The organism is Xanthobacter agilis, from assembly GCF_021730435.1.
Classification (GTDB): Bacteria; Pseudomonadota; Alphaproteobacteria; order Rhizobiales; family Xanthobacteraceae; genus Xanthobacter; species Xanthobacter agilis.
Genome location: NZ_JABWGX010000022.1, coordinates 1 through 22,297 on the forward strand (window position 1 = coordinate 1; position 22,297 = coordinate 22,297).

Consider the following 22,297-nt stretch of genomic DNA (forward strand, 5'->3'; position numbering starts at 1 on the left):
TCTGCGCAAGCGCAGCCAGGGTGTTCTGGGAGGTGGTCGACTTGCCGATACCACCCTTGCCGTAAAACGCGATCTGTCGCAGCGACATCTTGCTCTCCTAATGAACTTCACCGGTGTCGGCGAACGCCCGGGGGGCGGTTGCCGCCTTTGGTCCGGTACGCCCCCGTTGCCCGGGCGCACCCCTTGCACTCAGCGCTTCGGCGCAGATGCGGACGTGGCTCCTTGGCAGCCCACAAAGCCTGCAACCTGTTGCCCGCACTAGGAGATAGCAACGAGCGTGCCAGCGCTTGCGCCAGTCAAAAACTATTCAAATGTAGAGGGATAGCGGGCCGTGTCGGGTCGCGGCGGGCGTGTTGAGAATGCGACACAGCCCGGCGGGGCCGGACATCGCCCCCTGGCACTGTTCGAAATGAAACATGGCGGAGCCACCGCAGCGGGCGCGTGGCGCGCCCCCGACGGCCCGAACCACGCCGGGGCACCCATCGGTGCGCACGGAACGGATGACGAGTGCCAGGCGCGGCGGGATGCGCGCTCGCCATGGAGCGACACCAACGCGCCGCTGCCGGCGATGGCAAAGGCGGACTGAGCGCGGGCCGCGAGCGAACATCAGGCGCCGGGCAGCAGAAGCGAAATTGGGGGGAAAGAAGAGGCGGGACCGACCACGCCATCGCAGATGGCAAAGCGCGTGGCCCGGCGGAGGATCGGGTAGGCGTGCAAACGAAAACGCCGGCGCAGGGCGCCGGCGTTGGGTTCAACCGAACAGGCTCTCGGCCTTCTTCAAGGCCTGGACGAACCGATCGACTTCCTCGCGGGTATTATATAATCCAAACGACGCGCGACAGGTGGCCGTGACACCGAACCGCTCCATCAACGGCATGGCACAGTGCGTGCCGGCCCGCACCGCTATGCCATCCTGGTCGATCAGGGTGGCGAAGTCGTGGGCGTGCCCGCCCTTCATCTCGAACGAGATAATGGCGCCCTTGTCCTTCGCCGTGCCGATGACGCGGATGGAGTTGAGCTCGCGTAGCCGCTCCATGGCATAGTTGAGCAGATCCTGCTCATGGGCGCGGATGCGGTCCTTGCCGATGGAGGTGATGTAATCGATCGCCGCGCCGAGGCCCGCCGCCTCCACGATGGCGGGCGTGCCCGCCTCGAACCGGTGGGGCGGATCACCATAGGTGACTGTATCGAGCCGCACCTCGCGGATCATCTCGCCGCCACCCATGAAGGGGGGCATGCCCTCCAGGATCTCATACTTGCCGTAGAGCGCGCCGATACCGGTCGGCCCATAGAGCTTGTGGCCGGTGATGACGTAGAAGTCGCAGTCAATGTCCTGCACGTCCACGTCCAGATGAACCGCGCCCTGGGAGCCGTCCACCAGCACCGGAATACCCCGGCCATGGGCGATGCGGGTCACTTCCTTCACCGGAACCGTGGTGCCCAGCACGTTTGACATCTGGGTGATGGCGACGATCTTGGTGCGATCGGTAAGCAGCTTCTCGAACTCGTCGAGCAGGAAGTTGCCCTCCTCGTCCACCGGCGCCCACTTGATGACGGCACCCTTGCTCTCGCGCAGGAAGTGCCAGGGCACGATATTGGCGTGATGCTCCATGATGGAGATCACGATCTCGTCACCCTCGTTGATGTGGGTGCGCCCATAGGTGGCCGCCACCAGGTTGATGGCCTCGGTGGCATTGCGGGTGAAGATGATCTCCTCATTGCGTCGGGCATTGAGGAAACGGGCCACGCGCTCGCGGCCGCCTTCATAGGCCTCGGTCGAGGCATTGGCGAGATAATGCAGCCCGCGATGCACATTGGCATATTCGGACGTGTAGACTTGGTTCATCCGGTCCAGAACCGCCTGAGGCTTCTGGGCCGATGCGCCATTGTCGAGATAGACGAGGGGCTTGCCGTTCACCTGCATGCCGAGGATCGGAAAATCCTCGCGCACCCGCGAAACGTCGTAGCCGCCGTTGGTCACAGCGGGATGCATGGATCTCACTTCCGCTCGATGAGCCAGTTCCGGGTAGCGTCAGTCAGGGCGGCGCGCACGCCTTCATGACCGATAGCATCAATCACCTCGCCCACGAAAGCCTGGATCAACAGCGCCTCGGCTTCCTTTTCCGGAATCCCGCGGGACATCATGTAGAATTTCAGCTGCTGATCGAGGGAACCGGTGGTGCAGCCGTGACCGCATTGCACGTCGTCGGCGAAAATCTCCAGCTCCGGCTTGTTGTCGGATTCCGCCGTGTCGGACAACAGCAGGGCCCGGCTCATCATCCGCGCGTCGGTCTTCTGCGCGCTCTGGCGCACCGAGATCCGGCCCTGGAAAATGTCGCGCGCGGTGTCGTCCACCACGGTCCGGAACTGCTCCCGGCTCTGGCAGTTCGGGGCGATATGCTCCACCGCCAGCAGGGTGTCGGAATGCTGTTTGCCGGCCAGCAGGCTCACGCCCGAAAGGCTGGCATCAATGCCCTCGCCGGCAAGCTGGACCAGGAGCTGATTGCGAATGATCGCCCCGCCCAGGGTGAAATTGGCGTTCGCGAGTTTCGCCCCGTCCGCCACCCGCGCCAGCAGGGTGGAGATGTGAAGCGCGTCATTGCCTTCGGCGGTGATCTTCACCCGCTCGAGGCTCGCCCCCTCGCCCACCACGACCTCAAGCGCGGTGTTGACCTGATAGGCGGCACCCGCCGGCCCCTCATGGCTTTCGATCACCTGGGCCGACGCCCCCTTGCCCATCACCAGCAGCGAGCGGGTGTAGGCGGCGGTCGCCGTCGCCTCGGTCGTGACGAACACCAGGTGCAGCGGACGGGAAAGAGTTGCCCCCTCCGCCAGCGCGATCACGACCCCGTCGCCCATGAAAGCAGTGTTGAGAGCGAGCGCGGCATCGCTGCTCGCGACCGTCTGGCCCAGGTGCGCCACCAGCGGATCAGCCGCGCCAAGGGCGGTGGCGAGCGAGCTGATGCTGACGCCCGGCTCGAGATTCGCAAGATCCGAGATGTCGGACACGAACGCGCCATTCACCACATAGATCCGCCGGGCTTCCATGCCGGCGAGCATCGGACAGGCGGCCAGCGAGCGCGCCAGCGCTTCCGGCCCGGCGGCGGACGCCAACGGCGGCGCTTCGCGCAGCAGCGCCCGCAGGTCCGTATATCGCCAGCTTTCCACCCGGCGATGGGGCAGGCCCACGCTGGCGAAGGTCTCGAAGGCGGCGGTGCGCTGGGCGGCGACAGCGGCGTCGCCCGGCAGGGTGGACTTCACGGCGGCGAAGGCATCGGCCAGAGCCAGCTCGGCGGCGGTCTTCATGAGGCGGACATCGGCGGCCATGGCGATCAGGCCGCTTCGTTCTGATACTGGGCGTAGCCGGTGGCTTCGAGCTCCAGGGCGAGCTCCTTGCCGCCGGTGTGCACGATACGACCGGCCGCGAACACATGCACCACGTCCGGCACGATGTAGTCCAGCAGGCGCTGGTAATGGGTGATGACCAGCATGGAGCGCTCCGGCGAGCGCATGGCGTTCACGCCGTTGGACACCACCTTCAGCGCGTCGATGTCGAGGCCGGAATCCGCCTCGTCCAGGATGCTCAGATAGGGCTCCAGCAGCATCATCTGGAGCGTTTCGTTGCGCTTCTTCTCGCCGCCGGAGAAGCCCACGTTCACCGGGCGCTTCAGCATATCGGTGTCGATGCCGAGCTGCTTGCCCAGTTCGCGCACCTTGCGCACCAGCTCGGGCGAGGTGAGTTCCGGTTCGCCGCGCTTCTTGCGCTGGCTGTTCGCCGCCGTGTGCAGGAACGCCATGTTCGACACGCCGGGGATTTCCAGCGGATACTGGAAGCACAGGAACAGGCCCTGTGCCGCGCGCTCGTCGGGGGACAGTTCCTGCAGATTCACGCCGCGGAAGATCACCTCGCCACCGGTGATCTCATAGCCGGGCTTGCCGGACAGCACATAGGACAGCGTGGACTTGCCCGCGCCGTTCGGCCCCATGATGGCGTGAACCTCGCCCGGATTGATGGTGAGGTTCATGCCGTTGATGATCTTTCGACCGCCGGCGATTTCGGCATGAAGATCGCGGATTTCCAGCAAGGGGGTCATGGCACGGATCCTCTGATTCAAGATGTCGTCGTCGACGGGCTCAGCCGACACTGCCTTCAAGGCTGATGGAAATCAGCTTCTGCGCTTCCACCGCGAACTCCATGGGCAACTGCTGAAGCACGTCGCGCACGAAGCCGTTCACCACCAGGGCCACCGCGTCTTCCTGCGAAAGGCCGCGCTGCATGCAGTAAAACAGCATGTCCTCGGAAATCTTGGAGGTGGTCGCCTCGTGCTCGAACTGGGCCTTGGGATTCTTGGCCTCGATATAGGGCACGGTATGGGCACCGCAGGCGTTGCCGATCAGCAGCGAGTCGCAATTGGTGAAATTGCGGGCCCCCTCCGCCTTGCGGTGCGCCGAGACCAGCCCGCGATAGGTGTTGTTGGAGCGGCCCGCGGAGATGCCCTTGGAAATGATGCGGCTGGTGGTGTTCTTGCCCAGATGGATCATCTTGGTGCCGGAATCCACCTGCTGACGACCATTGGAGATGGCGATGGAATAGAACTCGCCGGACGAGCCCTCCCCACGCAGCACGCAGCTCGGATATTTCCAGGTGATGGCGGAACCGGTCTCCACCTGGGTCCATGAAATCTTGGAATTCTTGCCGCGACAATCTCCGCGCTTGGTCACGAAATTGTAGATGCCGCCCTTGCCCTCGGAATCGCCGGGGTACCAGTTTTGCACCGTGGAATATTTGATCTCCGCATCGTCGAGCACCACCAGTTCGACCACGGCGGCGTGAAGCTGGTTCTCGTCGCGCTGGGGCGCCGTGCAGCCCTCGAGATAAGACACATAGGACCCCTTGTCGGCGATGATGAGGGTTCGCTCGAACTGGCCCGTGTTCTTCTCATTGATGCGGAAATAGGTGGACAGCTCCATGGGGCAACGTACACCCGGTGGGATGTAGACGAAGGAGCCGTCGGAGAACACTGCGGAATTGAGCGTGGCGTAGAAATTGTCCGTGACCGGCACCACCGAGCCCAGATACTTCTTCACAAGATCGGGATGCTCGCGCAGCGCCTCGGAGATGGGCATGAAGATGACGCCCGCGGCCTTCAGCTCTTCCTTGAAGGTGGTCGCCACGGAGACGGAATCGAACACCGCATCCACCGCGATCCTCGGCCGCTCGCCCTCGGGGACTTCGACGCCGGCGAGAATCTCCTGCTCCCGCAGCGGAATGCCGAGCTTCTCGTAGGTCTTCAGAATCTCCGGATCCACTTCATCCAGAGATTTCGGCGCCTTGAACTTCTTCGGCGCGGAATAATAATAAAGGTCCTGAAAGTCGATCTGAGGAAAATCGACGCGCGCCCAGGTGGGCTCGGACATGCTCAGCCAGCGGCGGTAGGCATCGAGCCGCAGATCCAGCATCCATTCCGGCTCCTCCTTCTTGGCGGAGATGAAGCGGATGACCTCCTCGGAAAGACCCTTCGGGGCCTTCTCGGATTCGATCTGCGTTTCGAAGCCGTATTTGTACTGGTCAACGTCGATGGAGCGAACCTGTTCGACTGTTTCCTGTACGGCCGCCATGTCGTCCTCCGTTCAACTTCCGAGGGTTACGCGCACCCAGCCTGGCGCACCGTGTGGACATCCGGAAAGTCGGCAAGCACGAGCCGGCCGACAGGCATAAGCCCTTCCAGATGTCAGCGACAAAATTGCGGATCGAAGGCGACACGCATCCGACCCCCTTCACATCACCCCACTCGACCCGCGCCGAGAGGGTGAGAACCGGGCAAGCCGGCGTGCAGTACACGGCCAGACTGCCCGGACATCCGTCCATGCGCGACAAGCGACCGGAGGCCGCGTTGCGCGCGTCGACGGGAAACCTTAAGGAGCCGCAAGCGAACCCCGGCGCCAGCCGACCCTGAAGTCGGCGAGGCGAACCGTCACGCGGGAACGCAGGTGTTCTCCACCGGGCACACCACGGCGCATTGCGGGGTGTCGAAGCTCCCCTCGCACTCGGTGCACTTCTTGGGGTCGATCACATAGGTGTCGCGCTTCAGGCTGATCGCGGCATTGGGGCACTCGAACTCGCAAGCGCCGCAGACGGTGCATTGAGAGGTAATGATCTTGTAGGCCATGGGCTAGCTCCGCTTTGTGCAGATGATGGCAGGCAGGCTCTCCCTTTCAAGCACCGTGCCAGATGGCAATCCGTTGATCGCACATCCGTATTTTCCCTGAAGGGACGCAAGGCCGCTGTCGGGCACCCGACACCGTGTCGTGAGTGCGACAGCTGCGACACGCCAAACCGCACCCGCAAGTTCTTGCACATCATAAGCAATTTCAGCTTGGCCCCACGGACAAAAAGGGCCGGTGAGCGCCATGCCCACCGGCCCTTGCACCGCATCAACCACCGAAGCGATGGCCTCGCCTCAGAACCGCTTGATCTCGATGTCGTGCTTCTTCAGCGCATAGCCGATCTGGCGCGGCGTCAGGCCCAGCAGGCGCGCGGCCTTCGCCTGCACCCAGCCGGCCCGCTCCATGGCGTCGACCAGACGTTCACGCTCGGTGAGATCCTCATCCTCGATCGCCGGGCGCGCCACCGCTGCCGCGGCGGCTGCCGACGCCGATGCCGGAGCCATCGGCACGGAGATCGGGACAGGAGCAGGAATACGCGGCGCGGTGTTGGAATTGGCGGCTTCCCCGGTGGCCGAAGGTGGCGGCGCGGAGACCACCGGCAACGGGATATCCACCGGCCGGCGGGTCCCGATATCCGCCGGATTGCGCCACAGGAGCGCCGACAGGCACTCATTGTGGCGACAGGCGAAATCGTCACTGTGGATGGACTCGCCCTGGGCCAGGGTCGCGGTGCGCTGCACGCAGTTTTCCAGCTCCCGCACATTGCCTGGGAAACCGCAGCTGGTCAGCACGTCCATCGCGTCGCGCCCAAACAGCAGGTCGCGCCCATTCTCCCGATTGAACCGCTCCAGGAACTCGCTGGCGAGCAGCGGAATGTCACCACGGCGATCACGCAGGGATGGCACGAGGATCGGGATCACCGAGATGCGGTAATAGAGATCGGCGCGAAACTCATTGCGCGCTACCGCCTCTTCCAGGTTGCGATTGGTCGCGGCGACCACGCGCACATTCACCTTGAGGGTGTGGCTGCCGCCGACCCGCTCGAACTCCTGCTCCTGCAGCACACGCAGAAGCTTGGCCTGGAACGACGGCGAGATCTCGCCGATCTCGTCCAGGAACAAGGTGCCCTTGTCCGCCAGCTCGAAACGCCCCTTGCGCGCGCCCACCGCACCCGTGAAGGCGCCCTTCTCGTGGCCGAACAGCTCGGATTCCAGCACCGATTCCGGCAGTGCCGCGCAATTGAGCTTGATGAACGGTCCCTTGGCGCGGTTCGAGAGCTCATGGATCGCCTTCGCGATCAGCTCCTTGCCGGTGCCCGATTCACCGCGCAGCAGCACCGGCGAGTGAGACTTGGCGACGATGGTGATCTTGTCGAGCAGCGCCCGGATTTCCGGGCTGTCGCCGATGATGCCGTCCACATACACCTTCCGGCGTTCACGGGCCGGCTTCAGCTCGGACAACTCCTTCTGCAGCCGCCCGCTCTCCGCCATCAGCCGCTCGCGGTCGCGCGACACCACCCGGTGCAGCTGCACGGTCTGGCCGATCAGGTTGGCCACCATGGTCAGGAAGCGGACATCCGAATCCAGGCGGAACACCGAGCGCCCGTCCCACACCCGGTCGATGGTCAAGGTGCCGATCACCCGCGCCGCCACCCGAATGGGTACGCCGATGAAGGACACCCTGCTGTCGTCGGAGGCGCCGAGAGCGGCCGCGTCGGCGGCGCTGAAGGCCGGGTGGCTGGCCACGTTCTCGGCGATCAGCGGCACCGCGGTGGCGATGACCTGGCCGATGGCCTTCTCCGGCAGCCGGGCGCGATAACGCGCGTCCGTGCCCTCATTCCAGCCGACCCCGACCGTGATATCGGGAATGCCATCGTCCTCAAGAAGCGAAATGACACCATGACGCATCTGCAGGAAGGAAGAGAGCAGATTCACCACGCTCGACAGCGTCGTTTCCAGACGATTCGGGCCTGTCAGGATCTTCGATATTTCATAGATCCCGGTCAGAGCCACATCGCTCAACGACACGACGGGCATGTGCGCCGGCGCAGAATCCTGTTCCAAATGAGCTGCTTCCAAGTGACCTGCTTCCCGCTGAACCGCGTCTTCAATGGCCATGGTGCTGTCTCCATCACCTCGCACGTTCCCCCTGCATTTTTTTGTCTGATTAGCTACATTTTGAGTTAGATTTATTCTGATGTCGTGCACAACCTGAAGGCAAAACCGCCTATTTCATAGGCATGCACCATTAAGGCACTGTGATTACGAAGGAAATAGAGTTCCGCGGCCGGCAGGTACTTTTAGTCACATCCGCGACATCAAGACATGACGGCCGCGATGGAATTTGTTTCCTTAGAAGAAATGCGGCAGCGCCCGGACCGATCTTCGACGTTTTAAAGGCGGATCTCATCTTCGCGCGGCGTCACAAGCGCCCTCATACGCTCCCGGATCCCACGTTATACACGCGCATGACGCGGCCGAAACCGCACCGGAGGCGCAAGGCTGATCTCCCACCGCTCAGGAAACCGGCATTCTCGCCAGTCCGTGCACGACCGCGCCCGGCGCCGCCGCGGCGATCTAAAGGAACAGATCGAGCCGCCCCCGTGCGGTCCGCTCGTTCTCGGCGCGCAGGAAGGCCGGTACATCATCGCTTTGGAGCGGCCGGCAGAACAGGAAGCCCTGGGCGAACTCGCATCCGCGCTCCCGCAGGAAGCGGGCCTGCCCGGCGGTCTCCACCCCCTCCGCGATGACCCGCATGCCGAGATTGCGCCCAAGCTCGATCACCGCGCAGACGATGGCGGTGTCGAACGCATCCTGCTCGATATCCTTCACAAAGCCCCGATCGATCTTGATGGTGTCGATGGGCAATTGCTTCAGGTGGATCAGCCCCGCATAGCCGGTGCCGAAATCGTCCAGTGCAACGTTCACCCCGGCCCGGTAGAGTTCGTCCAGGATCGGCGCCACGTGGTCCGAATTGCGACCGAGAAAAACGGTCTCGGTGATCTCCACGTCGAACCGGTCCGCTGCGATGCCGGCCGCATGGAACTGACGCAGCAGCTTCATCGCGAGGTCGCGATGGGTGAATTCCGCCGGTGAGAGATTGACGGCGATGCGGCCGCAATCATAGCCGGCCTCGATCCAGTTGCGGACGTCGCTGACGACCCGCCGCAACATCCGCTCCCCGATCAGCACCCCCACTTCGCGGTCCGTGAGGGCCAGCTCGAACGCGGCCGGAGCCAGCACCACATGCGGCGAGCGCCGCCACCGCACCAGCGCCTCGAATCCGGCGAGCCGTCCGGTGACCAGCGACACCTTCGGCTGGTAGAACGGCTCGATCTGGTCCCCCGCCAGCGCGTCCATGATGTCGCGCAGCAGCGTCACGCGCTCCGACACCGCCTGGCGCATGCTGGGCGCGTAGATCATCAGGCGGTTGCGGCCCTGCTGCTTGGCGGCATAGAGGGCAAGGTCCGCGTCCTTCATCAGCTCGCCGGAGGAGCCGTCATGCTCCGGGCAGGCAGCGACGCCGACGCTCGCCTTGATGGAGAGCTGGCGGCCCTGGTAGGACACCGGACGGCGCAGGTCGGCAAGAATATGCAGGCCGAGCTTGCGGCCCTCCTCCATCGCCGCCGGCGCCGCCAGCAGCAGCACGAATTCGTCGCCACCGAGCCGAGCCACCATGCCGGTGGCGCCGGCCAGGACCTGCAGCCGCCGGGCGGTTTCGGCAAGCGCCACGTCACCGGCGTCATGGCCGAGGGAATCGTTCACATCCTTCAGGCCGTCGAGGTCAATGAGCAGGAGGCAGACCCCCTGGTCCGGACCTCGCGTCCGCAGGTCCGCCTCCAGCCGCGCCTGAAACGCCGCGCGGTTCGGCAGGCCGGTGAGGATGTCGTGGGTCGCGGCATAGCGCACCTGCTGCTCCACCGCCGCCCGCTCGGTGATATCGATCACCGCCGCCACCATGCCCGGCGTGCCGCCGAGCTCGATCAGCGACGCCGCCACCAGCACGTCACGCCGGCTGCCATCGCCAATACGGATGCTGCTCGGGAAATCGGTGACCACGCCTTCGCCGTCGAGGCGCCGCAGAAGGTGCGCGCGCTGATCGCCTGTGCTGTAGATATCCGTGGTTTTCAGGTGCGCGGCCTGCTCCTGTGAGGCGCCATAGAAGCGCAGGGCCGCCTCGTTGCATTTCAGGACGCGACCGTCCGCCAGCGCCGACACCAGCAGCGGCAGCGGAACCGCCTGGAAGGTCTTCTCCAGGAGGTTCTCGCTTTCGCGCAGCCGGGCATTGGCGCGCCGCGCAGCGGTCACCGCCGCCCATTGCCGCCGATCGAGCCGGTTCGCCCGCGAGACCACGATCATCATGGCCGCATTCAACATGGCCACCGCCACGATGAGCCCGAGCGACAGGCGCCAGGGCTGCGCCAGATCCAGATACCCGGTGAGCAGCAGGATGCTGAGCCCGATTCCGTTGACGAGGCACAGCCAGAACGGCAGGGGCACCGTGAGGTAATAGACGGTCGGCAAGAGCACGACCACGAACAGCGCCAGCTCGCTGCGGGTGCCCACCAGCACGGCGACCCCGGCTCCGACCATCCATTGCCAGAGGGTCGCGACCAGATCCAGCTCGCGCACGCTGCGCGTCAGATGGGCGGCCACCAGGCAGCACAGGGAAATCAGAATCACCCCGAAACGAGCCGACAGCGCCACGACGAAATGAGACGTGCCCTCGAACCGCCAGTCGCTCAGCAGGAAAAAGGCATTGAACACCGCCGACAAAGCGAACAGCAGGCGCGCCATGCGCTTGGCCTCGGCGAGCCGGTCGGCGCGAAACGCCGCTTCCATGGCGGAATCGCCGAACTCACCACCGAAGGCCGTGAGGCGCAGGTCCTCGGACGCGCTCGACTGCACCATGTTCGCCCCCGGCCCCTGACGCGATACAATACGATAACGAACACAGATGCCTATGGAACTTCACTTAGCCGCGCCGACAGGTCCACATCAAGACCCTTTCCGCGAAGCTTGGCGCAAGGTCCCGCGCGCGGCTCGCGCGCGGGACGCTCCCGCGCTATATGCCGCAAGTCATGTCCCGAGCCTCCCGCCAGCCCGGCGGCGGGGTGTTCCCGTGGCCCTTCCGGAGCCGGCCGATGCTCGCCGAGCAACGCATTCTCCTCATCATCGGTGGCGGGATCGCCGCCTATAAGTGTCTCGATCTCATCCGCCGCCTGAAGGAGCGCGGCGCCACGGTGCGGACCATCCTCACGACGGCGGCGCAACAATTCGTTACGCCGCTATCGGTGGGCGCGCTCAGCGGCGAGCGCGTCTTCGGCGACCTGTTCGACCTCACGGCCGAGCACGACATCGGCCACATCCGCCTCTCGCGGGAAGCGGATCTCGTGGTGGTGGCGCCCGCGACGGCGGATCTTCTGGCCAAGATGGCCTGCGGCCTTGCCGACGACCTCGCCTCCACGGCGCTGCTCGCCACCGACAAGCCGGTGCTGGTCGTGCCCGCCATGAATCCGCGCATGTGGGCCCACCCGGCCACCCGTCGCAATCTCGCGACCCTCGCCGCCGACGGCATCGCCGTGGTCGGCCCCAATGCCGGCGCCATGGCCGAGCGCGGCGAATTTGGCGAAGGGCGCATGGCCGAGCCCCTGGAAATCGTGGACGCCATCGCCGCCCGCCTTTCCGCCGCCCGTCTCGCGGTCGTCCGTGGCGCGGGTTCGCTCGCCGGCCGCCGCCTGCTGGTGACCTCCGGGCCCACCCATGAGCCCATCGACCCCGTGCGCTACATCGCCAACCGTTCGTCCGGCAAGCAGGGCCACGCCGTCGCCGCAGCAGCCGCCGCAGCCGGCGCCGAGGTGGTGTTGGTGAGCGGACCGGCGGAGGCCCCGGACCCGGCCGGAGTGCAGGTGATCCATGTGGACAGCGCCCGGCAGATGCTGGCGGCGGTGGAGGCTCATTTGCCGGTCGACGCCGCCGTGTTCGCCGCCGCCGTGGCCGACTGGCGGGTGGCCGATGCCTCCGAGCAGAAAATCAAGAAGGCCGGCGCCGGCGCGCCTACCCTCACCTTGGTGGAAAATCCCGACATTCTCGCTACCGTGTCGCACCACTCCACGCTGCGACCGCGCCTCGTGGTGGGCTTCGCGGCGGAGACCGAAACCGTCATCGCGCATGCGCAGGCCAAGCGCGCCCGCAAGGGCTGCGACTGGATCGTCGCCAACGACGTGTCGCCCGCCACCGGGATCATGGGCGGCGACAGCAACACCGTGCACATCGTGAGCGCCGCCGGCGTGGAGCACTGGCCGCCCGCCTCCAAGACCGAGGTGGCGGCCCGGCTGGTGGCCCGCATCGCCGACGCGCTCGCACAACAGGAAAAGGACAGGTCATGAGCCGCCCCGAGGTGCCCATCCAGCGTCTTCCCCATGGCGCCGGACTGCCGCTGCCGGCCTACGCCACCGCCGGCGCCGCCGGCCTCGATCTACCGTGCGCGGTGCCGCACGACGCCCCGCTGAGCCTGGCCCCCGGCGCCGTGGCGGCCGTGCCCACCGGCTTCGCCCTCGCCTTGCCCGAAGGCTACGAAGGCCAGGTAAGGCCCCGCTCCGGACTCGCCCTGAAACACAAGATCACGGTGCTGAACAGCCCCGGCACCATCGATTGCGACTACCGCGGCGAAGTGAAGGTGATCCTCATCAATCTGGGCCCGGAGGCCTTCACCTTCACCCGCGGCATGCGCATCGCCCAATTGGTGGTCGCGCCCATCACACAAATAATGCTGGCAGAATCCGGAGATTTGGAAGAAAGTGCACGGGGCGTCGGTGGTTTTGGCTCAACAGGGCTTTCCGGCGCGTGATCTAGAGATAGTCACAGAGAAATGCCGCGTTTATCCGACAAGAGCCTTCTTGCCATCGCCGCCGTGGTGGACGTCGCCGTCCACGCGCGCGGCACGCCGGTTGCCGCCAAGGCGCTCGCCGCGCGGCACAATCTGCCCCCCCGCCGGCTGGAGCCGGTGCTACAGGCGCTGGTCCATGCCGGCGTGCTGAAGGGGGTCCGCGGTCCGCGGGGCGGCTACGAGCTGGCGCGCGAGCGCCGGCGTGTCTCCGTCGCCGAAATCGTGCGGGTGGTGGAAGGCGCGGATGAGGAGAAGGAAATCATCCTCCCCCCCCTCGTCATCGAGGTGGTCCAGCCCGCCGTTGCCGCGGCTGAGACCACGTTCGACACCGCCCTCGACGCAGTGACGCTGGAGGACCTCTGCCGCGCCGCCGACAACAAGGGGCACGGGTCCGAACACGACCGCATTGATTTTACCATTTAAGGTCCCCGGCGGCAGCCGCACGGGGCCAAAAGACCGATAGCGATCTTCAGGAGACAATCCATGGCCGAATCCGCCAAAGTCATCCCCGCCAAACTTCCGCGCCCGGGACGGGGTTTCGTCTATGATTCCATCACCGAGACCATCGGCAACACGCCCCTGGTGCGCCTGAAGCGCCTGCCGCAATTGCGCGGCGCCAAGGCGGACATCCTGGCCAAGCTCGAGTTCTTCAACCCCATCAACAGCGTGAAGGACCGCATCGGCGTCGCCATGATCGAGGCGATGGAGAAGGAAGGCGTGCTGGACGCCGACACCGTGCTGGTGGAGCCGACCTCCGGCAACACCGGCATCGCCCTCGCCTTCGTGGCGGCCGCGCGGGGTTACCGCCTGATCCTGGTGATGCCCGAGAGCATGTCCATGGAGCGCCGCAAGATGGTGGCGCTGCTGGGCGCGGAGCTGGTGCTCACCCCCGCCAACCTCGGCATGAAGGGCGCGGTGGCCAAGGCCGAGCAGCTCATCCAGGAGCTGCCCAAGGCGGTGATGCCGCAGCAATTCAAGAACAAGGCCAATCCCGAGATGCACCGGCGGACCACCGCCGAGGAGATCTGGAACGACACCGAAGGCAAGGTTGACGTGGTGGTGGCCGGCGTCGGCACCGGCGGCACCATCACCGGCATCGGCCAGGTGCTGAAGGCCTACAAGCCGTCGGTGCGCATGGTGGCGGTGGAGCCGGAGGATTCCCCGGTCCTGTCCGGCGGCGCGCCGGGTCCGCACAAGATCCAGGGCATCGGCGCCGGCTTCGTGCCGGAGGTCCTCGACCGCACGCTCATCGACGAAGTGGTGACGGTTGGCAACCAGACCGCCTTCGACACCGCCCGCGCGCTCGCGCGCTATGAGGGCATCCCCGGCGGCATCTCCTCCGGCGCGGCCATCGCCGCCGCCCTCGAGATCGCGACCCGCGACGAGCTTGCCGGCAAGACCATCGTCGCCATCGTCCCGTCTTTCGCGGAACGCTACCTCTCCACGGCCCTGTTCGAAGGGCTCTGAGCCCGCACACGGACCGGTCCGGCCGGGTTGCCGTACCCGGCCGGACCGTGGCTCTGCGCGGTGGCACACGGCGCGGAGTTCTGCCCGCCGCAGCCGCCCTCCCGACCGCCGCTCACCTTTGCCGGTCCGGCCTTCCAAACTGGTGCGTGCATCGCATCGGGGGTTCTTTCCAGCATCCCCGAGACCCCGCGGCAGTCTTTCCATAGACGGATCAAGGCCGCGTGACGCGCCGGATCGTAGTGAAGCGCGCCCATGCGGGCGGCCCTGCGCGCCGCCCTTAGCGCCTGCTCGATCTCCTGTGGCTTTGAGAACACGAGCGCCAGCGCTGCCCGGCGCCGGTTCAGCTGCGCCTCCACGTCTTCGCTCCGAAATGCGCGGATTCGCCCCGCGCGCGCCCCACTCGGCATCGCCACCCTCCTGGATCATAAGGAGAGCCGATCCTCGCGCCGCCGCGGCCCGTGGGGGATAAGTTCCTAGGAAAAAAGGCACCGCGCGATCGCAGAGATGCCTTAAAAGTTATTGAAAATCATATTCGTAATGAATCCATTCGCAGACGCCTGCGGACGATATCGTCCCCTGGCTTTGGTCGAGCCGCATGATCAGTGTAGGAAAAGATACCTACAATGCGAGATTGAAATGCCCCATATGAACACCTCACCTCTCGCCGCCAGCCCCGTCTCCGCCCTCGTCGCGCATGGCGCCGCCGCCCATGCCCGACCCGCGCCGCTGACGCCCCGCCACGACCCGACGTCGCATGCGAAGATCGCCATCGCCCTGGTCGCTGCCGCCGACCGCATTCCGGTCGAGACGCTGCTGGCCTTACAGCGTTCCGCGGCACCCGCCGCCGCCGCCCGACAGCTCGCCATGTATCTGGCGCATGTGGCCCTCGGCCTCTCTCAGAGCGATGTGGCGCGGGCCTTCCGCCGCGACCGCACCACGGTGGCGCACGCCTGCCGGCGCATCGAAGACCAGCGCGACAGCATCGCCTTCGACCGGCGCGTCGGTGAGCTCGAAGCCTGCATCCGCTGGGTGCTGGAGGCGTAACGCCCATGGCCTCGCCTCCCCGCCCGACCCCTTCGCGGCCGGCCCGCGCCAGCCGCCGCCCCGTCCCCGCCACCCCGGCGCAGCCGCGATGGAATGCCTGCGAAAGTCCCCTCACCTGGCTCGCCCGCCGCAGCGGCCGTGACGGCCGTCCCCTGGTGGACGCCGCCCAGCTCGCCGCCGGCGAGCGTCTGCGCGCCGATTTCACCCGCGCCCAGCTCACCCCACGCATCACCAGCCGCTGGGATCCGACGCCCGGCGGTGGCGGCCCGGAAGCCTTCTCCGACATGGTGCTGGCGGCCAAGTCGCGGCTGGATCAGGCATTGTCCGCGGTGGGACCGGAGCTGTCCGGCGTGCTCCTGGATGTCTGCTGCTTCCTGAAAGGGCTCGAAGAGGTCGAATCCGATCGCCGCTGGCCGGCCCGCACCGCCAAGGTGGTTCTGGGCCTCGCCCTCACCCGGCTTGCGGCCCATTACGGCCTCTCCGTCACCGCCCAGGGCCGCGCCCGCGCGCCGATGCGGGGGTGGAGCGCGCCGGAGGCCGACCCGGCCGCGCCCTGACCCCGGCGCCGGGGCACCCATTCGGCACGCGCAGGGCTCCCCGGCGCCGCGCTCCTTTTGAAATGATTTCACTTCGCCCGAATTCGCTCTAAGAGAGCCGCCATAATATTGCGTTGATGGCACCGGACGCGCACGAAGGTGTCGGCGCCCAGACCAAAGGCCCGGCCCCCACCCTGGCGGGACCGGCGCACGAAAAGGCGAAGAGGAACATGCCCCAATACCGCTCCCGCACCTCCACCCACGGCCGCAACATGGCCGGCGCCCGCGGCCTGTGGCGCGCCACCGGCATGAAGGACGGAGACTTCGGCAAGCCCATCATCGCGGTGGTCAATTCCTTCACCCAGTTCGTGCCCGGCCATGTGCACCTGAAGGACCTCGGCCAGTTGGTCGCCCACGAAATCGAGAAGGCCGGCGGCGTTGCCAAGGAGTTCAACACCATCGCGGTGGATGACGGCATCGCCATGGGCCACGACGGCATGCTCTATTCCCTGCCGTCCCGCGAGATCATCGCCGACAGCGTGGAATACATGGTGAACGCGCACTGCGCCGACGCCATGGTGTGCATCTCCAATTGCGACAAGATCACCCCCGGCATGCTGATGGCGGCGCTGCGCCTCAACATCCCGGCCGTGTTCGTCTCCGGCGGCCCCATGGAGGCCGGCAAGGTACTGCTCTCCACCGGGCCGAAGAAGGTGGACCTGATCGACGCCATGATCGCTGCGGCGGACGACAAGGTCAGCGACGCCGATGTGCAGGTGATGGAGCGCTCGGCCTGCCCCACCTGCGGCTCGTGCTCGGGCATGTTCACCGCCAATTCCATGAACTGCCTCACCGAGGCGCTCGGCCTGTCGCTGCCGGGCAACGGCTCCATCCTCGCCACCCATGCCGACCGCAAGCGGCTGTTCGTGGAGGCGGGGCACCTGATCGTCGATCTCGCCCGCCGCTATTATGAGCAGGACGACCTGAGCGTGCTGCCGCGCGCCATCGCCACCTTTGAGGCGTTCGAGAACGCCATGACGCTCGACATCTCCATGGGCGGCTCCACCAACACCGTCCTGCACCTCCTGGCCGCCGCCAACGAAGGCGAGGTGCCGTTCACCATGGCCGACATCGACCGGCTTTCCCGCAAGGTGCCGGTGCTGTGCAAGGTGGCGCCCGCCGTCGCCGACGTCCATATGGAGGACGTGCACCGGGCCGGCGGCATCATGGGCATCCTGGGCGAACTCGACCGCGCCGGGCTCATCCATTCGGATCTGCCCACCGTCCATGCCCCGACCCTCAAGGACGCGCTGGAGCGCTGGGACGTGAAGCGCACCCATGCCGAGAGCGTCACCACCTTCTTCCGTGCCGCGCCGGGCGGGGTGCCGACCCAGGTCGCTTTCAGCCAGGCCAGCCGCTGGGACACCCTGGACCTCGACCGCGAAAAGGGCGTGATCCGCGACCTCGCGCACGCCTATTCCAAGGACGGAGGCCTTGCGGTGCTGTTCGGCAACATCGCCCTCGACGGCTGCATCGTGAAGACGGCAGGCGTGGACGCGTCCATCCTCACCTTCAAGGGCCCCGCCCGCATCTTCGAGAGCCAGGACGCGGCGGTGGAAGCCATCCTCTCCACCGGGCGCATCCAGCCGGGGGATGTGGTGCTGATCCGCTACGAAGGCCCGCGCGGCGGTCCAGGCATGCAGGAGATGCTCTACCCGACCTCCTATCTGAAGTCGAAGGGCCTCGGGAAGGCCTGCGCCCTGATCACCGACGGGCGCTTCTCCGGCGGCTCCTCGGGCCTGTCCATCGGCCACATCTCGCCGGAGGCGGCGGAGGGCGGAGCCATCGGCCTGGTGGAGGAAGGTGACATCATCGAGATCGACATCCCGAACCGCTCCATCAGCCTCCAGGTCTCCGACGAGGAGCTGGCGCGCCGCCGCGCGGCCATGGAAGCCAAGGGCGAGGACGCCTTCAAGCCGGTGGGCCGCAAGCGCGTGGTGTCGCAGGCGCTCCAGGCCTATGCGGCGCTCACCACCTCGGCCGCCCGCGGCGCGGTGCGCGACGTGCGCGGCCTCAAGCGCTGAGACCGGGCCGGCGGGCCCGCCTTCCGGGGACCCCGCCGGCAACGCCGCCCAGGAGCCAGGGCGACGATCCGACATCGTGACCCGGTGCGGAGGAGCGAGGACGTCCAGGACGACGCGACGACCGGGACGGCGGCGGCATCAGCGGCAGGTGAGCCGCCCGTCCATGTTGGCGATGTCCCGCCCGCCGGGGCACCAGCTCACGGCGGTGGTCGCGTCCACGAAGCGGCCGTTGCGGTCCTTGCAGCTCGCCTTCAGCCAGCCGGCCACCACCCGGATGTCGCGGCAGGTGGCCGTGTAGGACCCCGGCGGCGGCCGCTCGCCCGAAGTCGGGCTGGAGCCCGGCCATCCACACCGGAGCACGCCGTTGTCATTGTAGATGTCCCCGCCGCGCGGGCACGTCGCCGCGGAGAGCGGGCCGGAGATGCGCAGGCTGCCGTCGCGATCGCGACAGCGCGCCCGGAGGGCGCCGCCGCTGAAGACAACCTCCTGGCAACTCGCCAGATAGGACCCCGGCGGCGGGGGCTCGCCATAGCCGCCGGCCGACGCGGCGGCGCAGCCCAGGCTGCCGTCGGTATTGACGATGTCGCGCCCACCGCAGAACGAGACGTAATAGGACGATGCCTGCCATCCCCCCAGGCGGTTCTGACAGGTGGCGTGCAGCAGGCCGCCGTCGAAGATGATGTTGCGGCAGCTCTGCTGATAGGATCCCCGGGGCACGGCGCTCGGCTCCGGACGCCGATTGCGGCATTTGAGCGCGTCGTCCTCGAACAGGATGTCGCTGCCGTCGGCGCAGGTGTTGAGCGCGAGGGTGCTTTCGATCCAGCGCCCATAGCGATCCTGACACACGGCCTTCAGCCAGCCCGAGGCCGCCCGCGCCTCCCGGCACGAGGCCAGATAGGACCCCGGCGGCGAAGAGGGCCCGGCGGCCCGGCCCGCCTCCCGAGGCGGCGTGGCCACCACCTTGCTGCCGAAGCCGAACAGCGACGCCCCCCGGCGGCACGTCAACTGCCCATCCTTGTTCGAGATATCGCCGTCGCAGGAGCTGAAATTCTCCAGCAGCGCCACCACCCAGTCGCCATCACGGGTGGCGCACACGGCGGCAAGATCGCGCCCGGAGCGGATCTTCGCCTGCTGGCACGAGCTCAAATAGCTTCCCGCCGGAAGCTCCTGCGCCACCGCCGGCGCGGCGGGCAGCATCGCCACGACCCAGCCGAGCAGCATGGCCCCCCACCGCATCACGTCCATCGCGCTCTCCCCCCGTCCCATCCTCCCGTACCGTAAGATACGCGGCGGGGTGGCGCCACGGCGGTGATGGAATTTTCCCGGCGGCACCGCCGGCACCCCCCCGCGCCTGACGGTCGCACCCGGCCCGCCCCTGGAACCTGATCCACCGGCGACCGCGCCCCATCGCGAGCCGGGGCGGTGCCCCCGCCTTCGACCGCAATCGAACCGGACGCGTTAGGGATCAGGCCATGCGCGCACGCAGGGAACGCTCATCCCGGTGCTCCTGCCGCGGGGTCCGCATCGCGGCTGACGCCTCCCGCCCCATCACCACCGTCATCGCGTCGGCACCCGGCCGCGCGCCTTTTTCGCAGTTCCGGGCGCAAAACCGCTGCGCACTTTTGCTGGAATTGCTCCGATAGCTCGTTTGTCGCAATTCCGGACGCAAAACCGCTGCGCACTTTTGCTGGAATTGCTTTAGCGGCAGCTGAACTGCCCGTCGATATTGGCGATATCCTTGCCCCAAAGGGCGCACCAATTGGCGGCCATGCGGGTCTCCACCCAGCGGCCGGCGTGGTCGACGCAGGTGGCCGTCAGCCAACCATCGTCGATGCGGATATCCCGGCAGCTACCCATGTAGGAGCCCGCCGGCGGAAGCCGCGTCGCCGCGCGGGCGGCCGGGGTCTCGACGCCGAGCACCGATGACGCGCGCATGCAGAAAAGCCCCCCGTTCCGGTTCGAGATATCGCCGACGCAGAACGGATAATCCTCAAGCCGCGCCGCGACCCAGACTCCACCGGGGGCCGAGCAGATGGCGGTCAGGGTGCCGCCGGCAAGGCTCACATCGCGGCAGGACCAGAGATAGGTGCCCGCGGGCACGTTCTGCGCGGAGGCAGGCGCGACCGCGTTCGCCGCCAGCACGGCGCAGATCCAGGCGATCATTCCGCGCGCACCCATGCGTTGCTCCCACCCGCCGCGGCCGGAAAAAGGGGGCGCCGGGGCGCCCCCTTCGTGTTGCGGATCAGCGGCAGATCAATGTGCCGTTGAAGTTCACGATGTTCGGACGCGGGCTGCAGGTCGCGAGGTTGAGCCGCGCATCAAGCCAGCGCCCGTTCATGTCGCGGCAGTCGGCCGCGAGCCAGAAGCCCGCCACCCGCACGTTGCGGCACGTCTGGAGGTAGGAGCCCGGAGGCACCGGACGCGGACGGCAGACCAGATTGCCATTGTCGTTGGCGATGTCGCCGCCGGGGGCGCAGCCGAACAGGTCGAGCCGCGTGGGCCGCCAGTCGCCATTGCGGGTACGGCAGACGGCATTCAGCGTGCTGCCGCGCTGATCGATCTGGCCGCAGGTGGCGCGGTAGGAGCCGGGCGGTCCGTTGCCGGGCCCAGGGCCCGGCGGCGGAGGCGGGGGCGGACCCGGCCGGCGCTCGCACCACAGGCGACCGTCCATGTTGGCGATGTCGCCGCGACACTCAAAGAAGTTGTTGAGCCGCGTGGCGTTGAAGACGCCACGGCGGGTCGTTTCGCACAGGGCCTGCAGGTCACGCCCGTTGCGCACGCGCACATCGCGGCAGGTGTTGAGATAGCTCCCCGGAGGCGCCGGCTGCGCCTGGGCAGGCTCGAACGCCCCCGAGAAAAGAATCAAGAGGGCGAGCAGACCCGCCCAGCCCATGCCTCGTCGTATCTGTCGTTTCATGTCAGCTCCCAGCCCGAGATGGCGCGAAACCCAAAGGCGAAGCCTGCCCCTCCCCGCCGGCCGGCGCGGCTGGCCGGGCGCAGCCGGAGAGCTCGCCCGCCATCGCCCGGCCATGCCGGCGAATGCCGCCTCACGTGATGGGCATGCCCCCAGAAAACCCGGACACCGCCACGCTGCCTCGCATCGCGCACGGGCCCGAGACGCTTTTTCATTCCCGCGCGACAACGCCCCGCGCGCGGCACCGGGGGCACCGCCGGCCACAGGCGTCGCCACGATGTCCCGGCCAAAAGCTCTTACCACAGCGTCAGAAAGCCCGCGACACCCGCTTGCGCTCGCGGCCACAGCGCGCGTAGCTGTCGGCGAAGCCTGGCGACGGCGCCCCGGACGCGCATGCCGCTTATTTTGCAATCTTGCCGGGAAAGAGAATACACCGCCCATGACCATCCGCCTGCACCAGGGCGATCTGCCCGCCGACTTCGTGGCCGCGCCCGTGGTCGCCATCGACACCGAGACCATGGGCCTCAATCCCTTCCGCGACCGGCTATGCCTGGTGCAGCTCTCCAATGGCGACGGCAGCGCCGATCTCGTCCAGATCCCCCAGGACGCCAGCGCGCAGACGGCACCCAACCTGGTGCGCCTGCTCACCGATCCGGCGGTGACCAAGCTGTTCCATTTCGGACGGTTCGACATCGCCATCCTGCAACACACCTTCCGGGTGATGCCGCAGCCGGTGTGGTGCACCAAGATCGCCTCCCGGCTGGTGCGCACCTACACCGACCGCCATGGCCTGAAGGACCTCCTGCGCGAGCTGCTCGGCGTGGACATCTCCAAGCAGCAGCAGAGCTCGGACTGGGGGTCCGGCAACCTGTCCGACGCCCAGCTCGCCTATGCCGCCTCCGACGTGCTGCACCTGCACGCGCTCAAGGCCAAGCTGGAAGAGATGCTGGCCCGCGAGGGCCGCTCGGCGCTCGCCGCCGCCTGCTTCGCCTTCCTGCCGGCCCGCGCCGCGCTCGACCTCGCCGGCTGGGCGGAACAGGACATCTTCGCCCACGCCTGACCGCTCCGACTCGGAAATGTGCGCCGCAGCAAGCCTTTATCGGGCACCCTTGCGCGCGGCGCGCATTTCGGACAATTTGGCGGCCCGGCGCGCGGGGCGACGTGTTGCAGGGTCACCGGTGCGTGGGACTCAAATC

At 67.0% G+C, this 22,297-nt stretch carries 19 protein-coding genes; 8 read left to right on the forward strand and 11 right to left on the reverse strand.

Going from position 1 to position 22,297, the window contains the following annotated elements:
• From HUW53_RS15505 to HUW53_RS15540, 8 genes are all read right to left on the reverse strand, one after another.
• Positions 1–88, reverse strand: an 88-nt coding sequence (locus HUW53_RS15505; RefSeq protein WP_237346743.1) for a hypothetical protein, incomplete at its 3' end; no start/stop codon positions are given.
• 663 nt (positions 89–751) lie between these two features.
• Positions 752–1,993: a cysteine desulfurase gene (locus HUW53_RS15510; RefSeq protein WP_237346668.1), complete on the reverse strand. Its 1,242-nt coding sequence runs from the start codon at positions 1,991–1,993 to the stop codon at positions 752–754.
• A gap of 5 nt (positions 1,994–1,998) precedes the next feature.
• On the reverse strand, positions 1,999–3,327 hold the full coding sequence (gene sufD / locus HUW53_RS15515; protein WP_237346669.1) for a Fe-S cluster assembly protein SufD: 1,329 nt from the start codon (positions 3,325–3,327) through the stop codon (positions 1,999–2,001).
• Positions 3,328–3,332: 5 nt separating this feature from the next.
• Positions 3,333–4,094 carry a Fe-S cluster assembly ATPase SufC gene (gene sufC / locus HUW53_RS15520; protein ID WP_237346670.1) on the reverse strand — a complete coding sequence of 254 codons (762 nt, stop codon included), beginning with the start codon at positions 4,092–4,094 and terminating at the stop codon, positions 3,333–3,335.
• A 40-nt stretch (positions 4,095–4,134) separates the two neighbouring features.
• Positions 4,135–5,619, reverse strand: coding sequence for a Fe-S cluster assembly protein SufB (gene sufB, locus HUW53_RS15525; RefSeq protein WP_237346671.1), 1,485 nt, complete (start codon positions 5,617–5,619; stop codon positions 4,135–4,137).
• 356 nt (positions 5,620–5,975) lie between these two features.
• Positions 5,976–6,170, reverse strand: coding sequence for a 4Fe-4S binding protein (locus tag HUW53_RS15530; RefSeq protein WP_237346672.1), 195 nt, complete (start codon positions 6,168–6,170; stop codon positions 5,976–5,978).
• A gap of 291 nt (positions 6,171–6,461) precedes the next feature.
• Positions 6,462–8,285, reverse strand: a complete 1,824-nt coding sequence (gene nifA, locus HUW53_RS15535; RefSeq protein ID WP_370877761.1) for a nif-specific transcriptional activator NifA — start codon at positions 8,283–8,285, stop codon at positions 6,462–6,464.
• A 459-nt stretch (positions 8,286–8,744) separates the two neighbouring features.
• Positions 8,745–11,078 (reverse strand): putative bifunctional diguanylate cyclase/phosphodiesterase, encoded by a 2,334-nt coding sequence (locus HUW53_RS15540; protein ID WP_237346673.1) that lies wholly within the window; start codon positions 11,076–11,078, stop codon positions 8,745–8,747.
• 233 nt (positions 11,079–11,311) lie between these two features.
• On the opposite strand from HUW53_RS15540, the gene coaBC reads away from it, so the two are divergent.
• The 7 genes from coaBC (at position 11,312) to ilvD (ending at position 18,187) form a co-directional block, all read left to right on the forward strand.
• Positions 11,312–12,556 carry a bifunctional phosphopantothenoylcysteine decarboxylase/phosphopantothenate--cysteine ligase CoaBC gene (gene coaBC, locus HUW53_RS15545; RefSeq protein ID WP_237346674.1) on the forward strand — a complete coding sequence of 415 codons (1,245 nt, stop codon included), beginning with the start codon at positions 11,312–11,314 and terminating at the stop codon, positions 12,554–12,556.
• Entirely contained in the window at positions 12,553–13,017 is a 465-nt protein-coding gene (gene dut / locus HUW53_RS15550; RefSeq protein WP_237346675.1) for a dUTP diphosphatase, read from the forward strand. Before coaBC ends, dut begins: the two co-directional genes overlap by 4 nt.
• A gap of 21 nt (positions 13,018–13,038) precedes the next feature.
• Positions 13,039–13,479: an RrF2 family transcriptional regulator gene (locus HUW53_RS15555; RefSeq protein ID WP_237346676.1), complete on the forward strand. Its 441-nt coding sequence runs from the start codon at positions 13,039–13,041 to the stop codon at positions 13,477–13,479.
• Positions 13,480–13,539: 60 nt separating this feature from the next.
• Positions 13,540–14,523, forward strand: coding sequence for a cysteine synthase A (gene cysK / locus HUW53_RS15560; RefSeq protein WP_237346677.1), 984 nt, complete (start codon positions 13,540–13,542; stop codon positions 14,521–14,523).
• A gap of 645 nt (positions 14,524–15,168) precedes the next feature.
• The gene (locus HUW53_RS15565; protein WP_237346678.1) at positions 15,169–15,567 is read left to right on the forward strand and encodes a helix-turn-helix domain-containing protein; all 399 of its coding nucleotides are present in this window, start codon (positions 15,169–15,171) and stop codon (positions 15,565–15,567) included.
• 5 nt (positions 15,568–15,572) lie between these two features.
• A complete protein-coding gene (locus HUW53_RS15570; RefSeq protein ID WP_237346679.1) occupies positions 15,573–16,124 on the forward strand; it encodes a DUF6456 domain-containing protein in 552 nt (183 codons plus the stop codon).
• Between the two features lie 209 nt (positions 16,125–16,333).
• Positions 16,334–18,187, forward strand: a complete 1,854-nt coding sequence (gene ilvD, locus HUW53_RS15575) for a dihydroxy-acid dehydratase (RefSeq protein ID WP_237346680.1) — start codon at positions 16,334–16,336, stop codon at positions 18,185–18,187.
• A gap of 138 nt (positions 18,188–18,325) precedes the next feature.
• Here ilvD and HUW53_RS15580 read toward each other — a convergent pair whose 3' ends face one another.
• The 3 genes from HUW53_RS15580 to HUW53_RS15590 all read right to left on the reverse strand — a co-directional run bounded on the left by HUW53_RS15580 (position 18,326) and on the right by HUW53_RS15590 (position 21,104).
• Entirely contained in the window at positions 18,326–19,432 is a 1,107-nt protein-coding gene (locus tag HUW53_RS15580) for a CVNH domain-containing protein (RefSeq protein WP_237346681.1), read from the reverse strand.
• Positions 19,433–19,885: 453 nt separating this feature from the next.
• Positions 19,886–20,365, reverse strand: a complete 480-nt coding sequence (locus tag HUW53_RS15585; protein WP_237346682.1) for a CVNH domain-containing protein — start codon at positions 20,363–20,365, stop codon at positions 19,886–19,888.
• A 64-nt stretch (positions 20,366–20,429) separates the two neighbouring features.
• Positions 20,430–21,104 (reverse strand): CVNH domain-containing protein, encoded by a 675-nt coding sequence (locus HUW53_RS15590; protein WP_237346683.1) that lies wholly within the window; start codon positions 21,102–21,104, stop codon positions 20,430–20,432.
• Positions 21,105–21,540: 436 nt separating this feature from the next.
• On the opposite strand from HUW53_RS15590, the gene HUW53_RS15595 reads away from it, so the two are divergent.
• Positions 21,541–22,161, forward strand: a complete 621-nt coding sequence (locus tag HUW53_RS15595) for a ribonuclease D (protein ID WP_237346684.1) — start codon at positions 21,541–21,543, stop codon at positions 22,159–22,161.
• Positions 22,162–22,297: the final 136 nt, after the last annotated feature.

Bases quoted from the DNA above. Each gene is read 5' to 3' on its own strand.
- HUW53_RS15510 (WP_237346668.1), bottom strand. From the start codon at position 1,993: ATGCATCCCGCTGTGACCAACGGCGGCTACGACGTTTCGCGGGTGCGC.
- sufD (WP_237346669.1), bottom strand. From the start codon at position 3,327: ATGGCCGCCGATGTCCGCCTCATGAAGACCGCCGCCGAGCTGGCTCTG.
- sufC (WP_237346670.1), bottom strand. From the start codon at position 4,094: ATGACCCCCTTGCTGGAAATCCGCGATCTTCATGCCGAAATCGCCGGC.
- sufB (WP_237346671.1), bottom strand. From the start codon at position 5,619: ATGGCGGCCGTACAGGAAACAGTCGAACAGGTTCGCTCCATCGACGTT.
- HUW53_RS15530 (WP_237346672.1), bottom strand. From the start codon at position 6,170: ATGGCCTACAAGATCATTACCTCTCAATGCACCGTCTGCGGCGCTTGC.
- nifA (WP_370877761.1), bottom strand. From the start codon at position 8,285: ATGGCCATTGAAGACGCGGTTCAGCGGGAAGCAGGTCACTTGGAAGCA.
- HUW53_RS15540 (WP_237346673.1), bottom strand. From the start codon at position 11,078: ATGGTGCAGTCGAGCGCGTCCGAGGACCTGCGCCTCACGGCCTTCGGT.
- coaBC (WP_237346674.1), top strand. From the start codon at position 11,312: ATGCTCGCCGAGCAACGCATTCTCCTCATCATCGGTGGCGGGATCGCC.
- dut (WP_237346675.1), top strand. From the start codon at position 12,553: ATGAGCCGCCCCGAGGTGCCCATCCAGCGTCTTCCCCATGGCGCCGGA.
- HUW53_RS15555 (WP_237346676.1), top strand. From the start codon at position 13,039: ATGCCGCGTTTATCCGACAAGAGCCTTCTTGCCATCGCCGCCGTGGTG.
- cysK (WP_237346677.1), top strand. From the start codon at position 13,540: ATGGCCGAATCCGCCAAAGTCATCCCCGCCAAACTTCCGCGCCCGGGA.
- HUW53_RS15565 (WP_237346678.1), top strand. From the start codon at position 15,169: ATGAACACCTCACCTCTCGCCGCCAGCCCCGTCTCCGCCCTCGTCGCG.
- HUW53_RS15570 (WP_237346679.1), top strand. From the start codon at position 15,573: ATGGCCTCGCCTCCCCGCCCGACCCCTTCGCGGCCGGCCCGCGCCAGC.
- ilvD (WP_237346680.1), top strand. From the start codon at position 16,334: ATGCCCCAATACCGCTCCCGCACCTCCACCCACGGCCGCAACATGGCC.
- HUW53_RS15580 (WP_237346681.1), bottom strand. From the start codon at position 19,432: ATGGACGTGATGCGGTGGGGGGCCATGCTGCTCGGCTGGGTCGTGGCG.
- HUW53_RS15585 (WP_237346682.1), bottom strand. From the start codon at position 20,365: ATGGGTGCGCGCGGAATGATCGCCTGGATCTGCGCCGTGCTGGCGGCG.
- HUW53_RS15590 (WP_237346683.1), bottom strand. From the start codon at position 21,104: ATGAAACGACAGATACGACGAGGCATGGGCTGGGCGGGTCTGCTCGCC.
- HUW53_RS15595 (WP_237346684.1), top strand. From the start codon at position 21,541: ATGACCATCCGCCTGCACCAGGGCGATCTGCCCGCCGACTTCGTGGCC.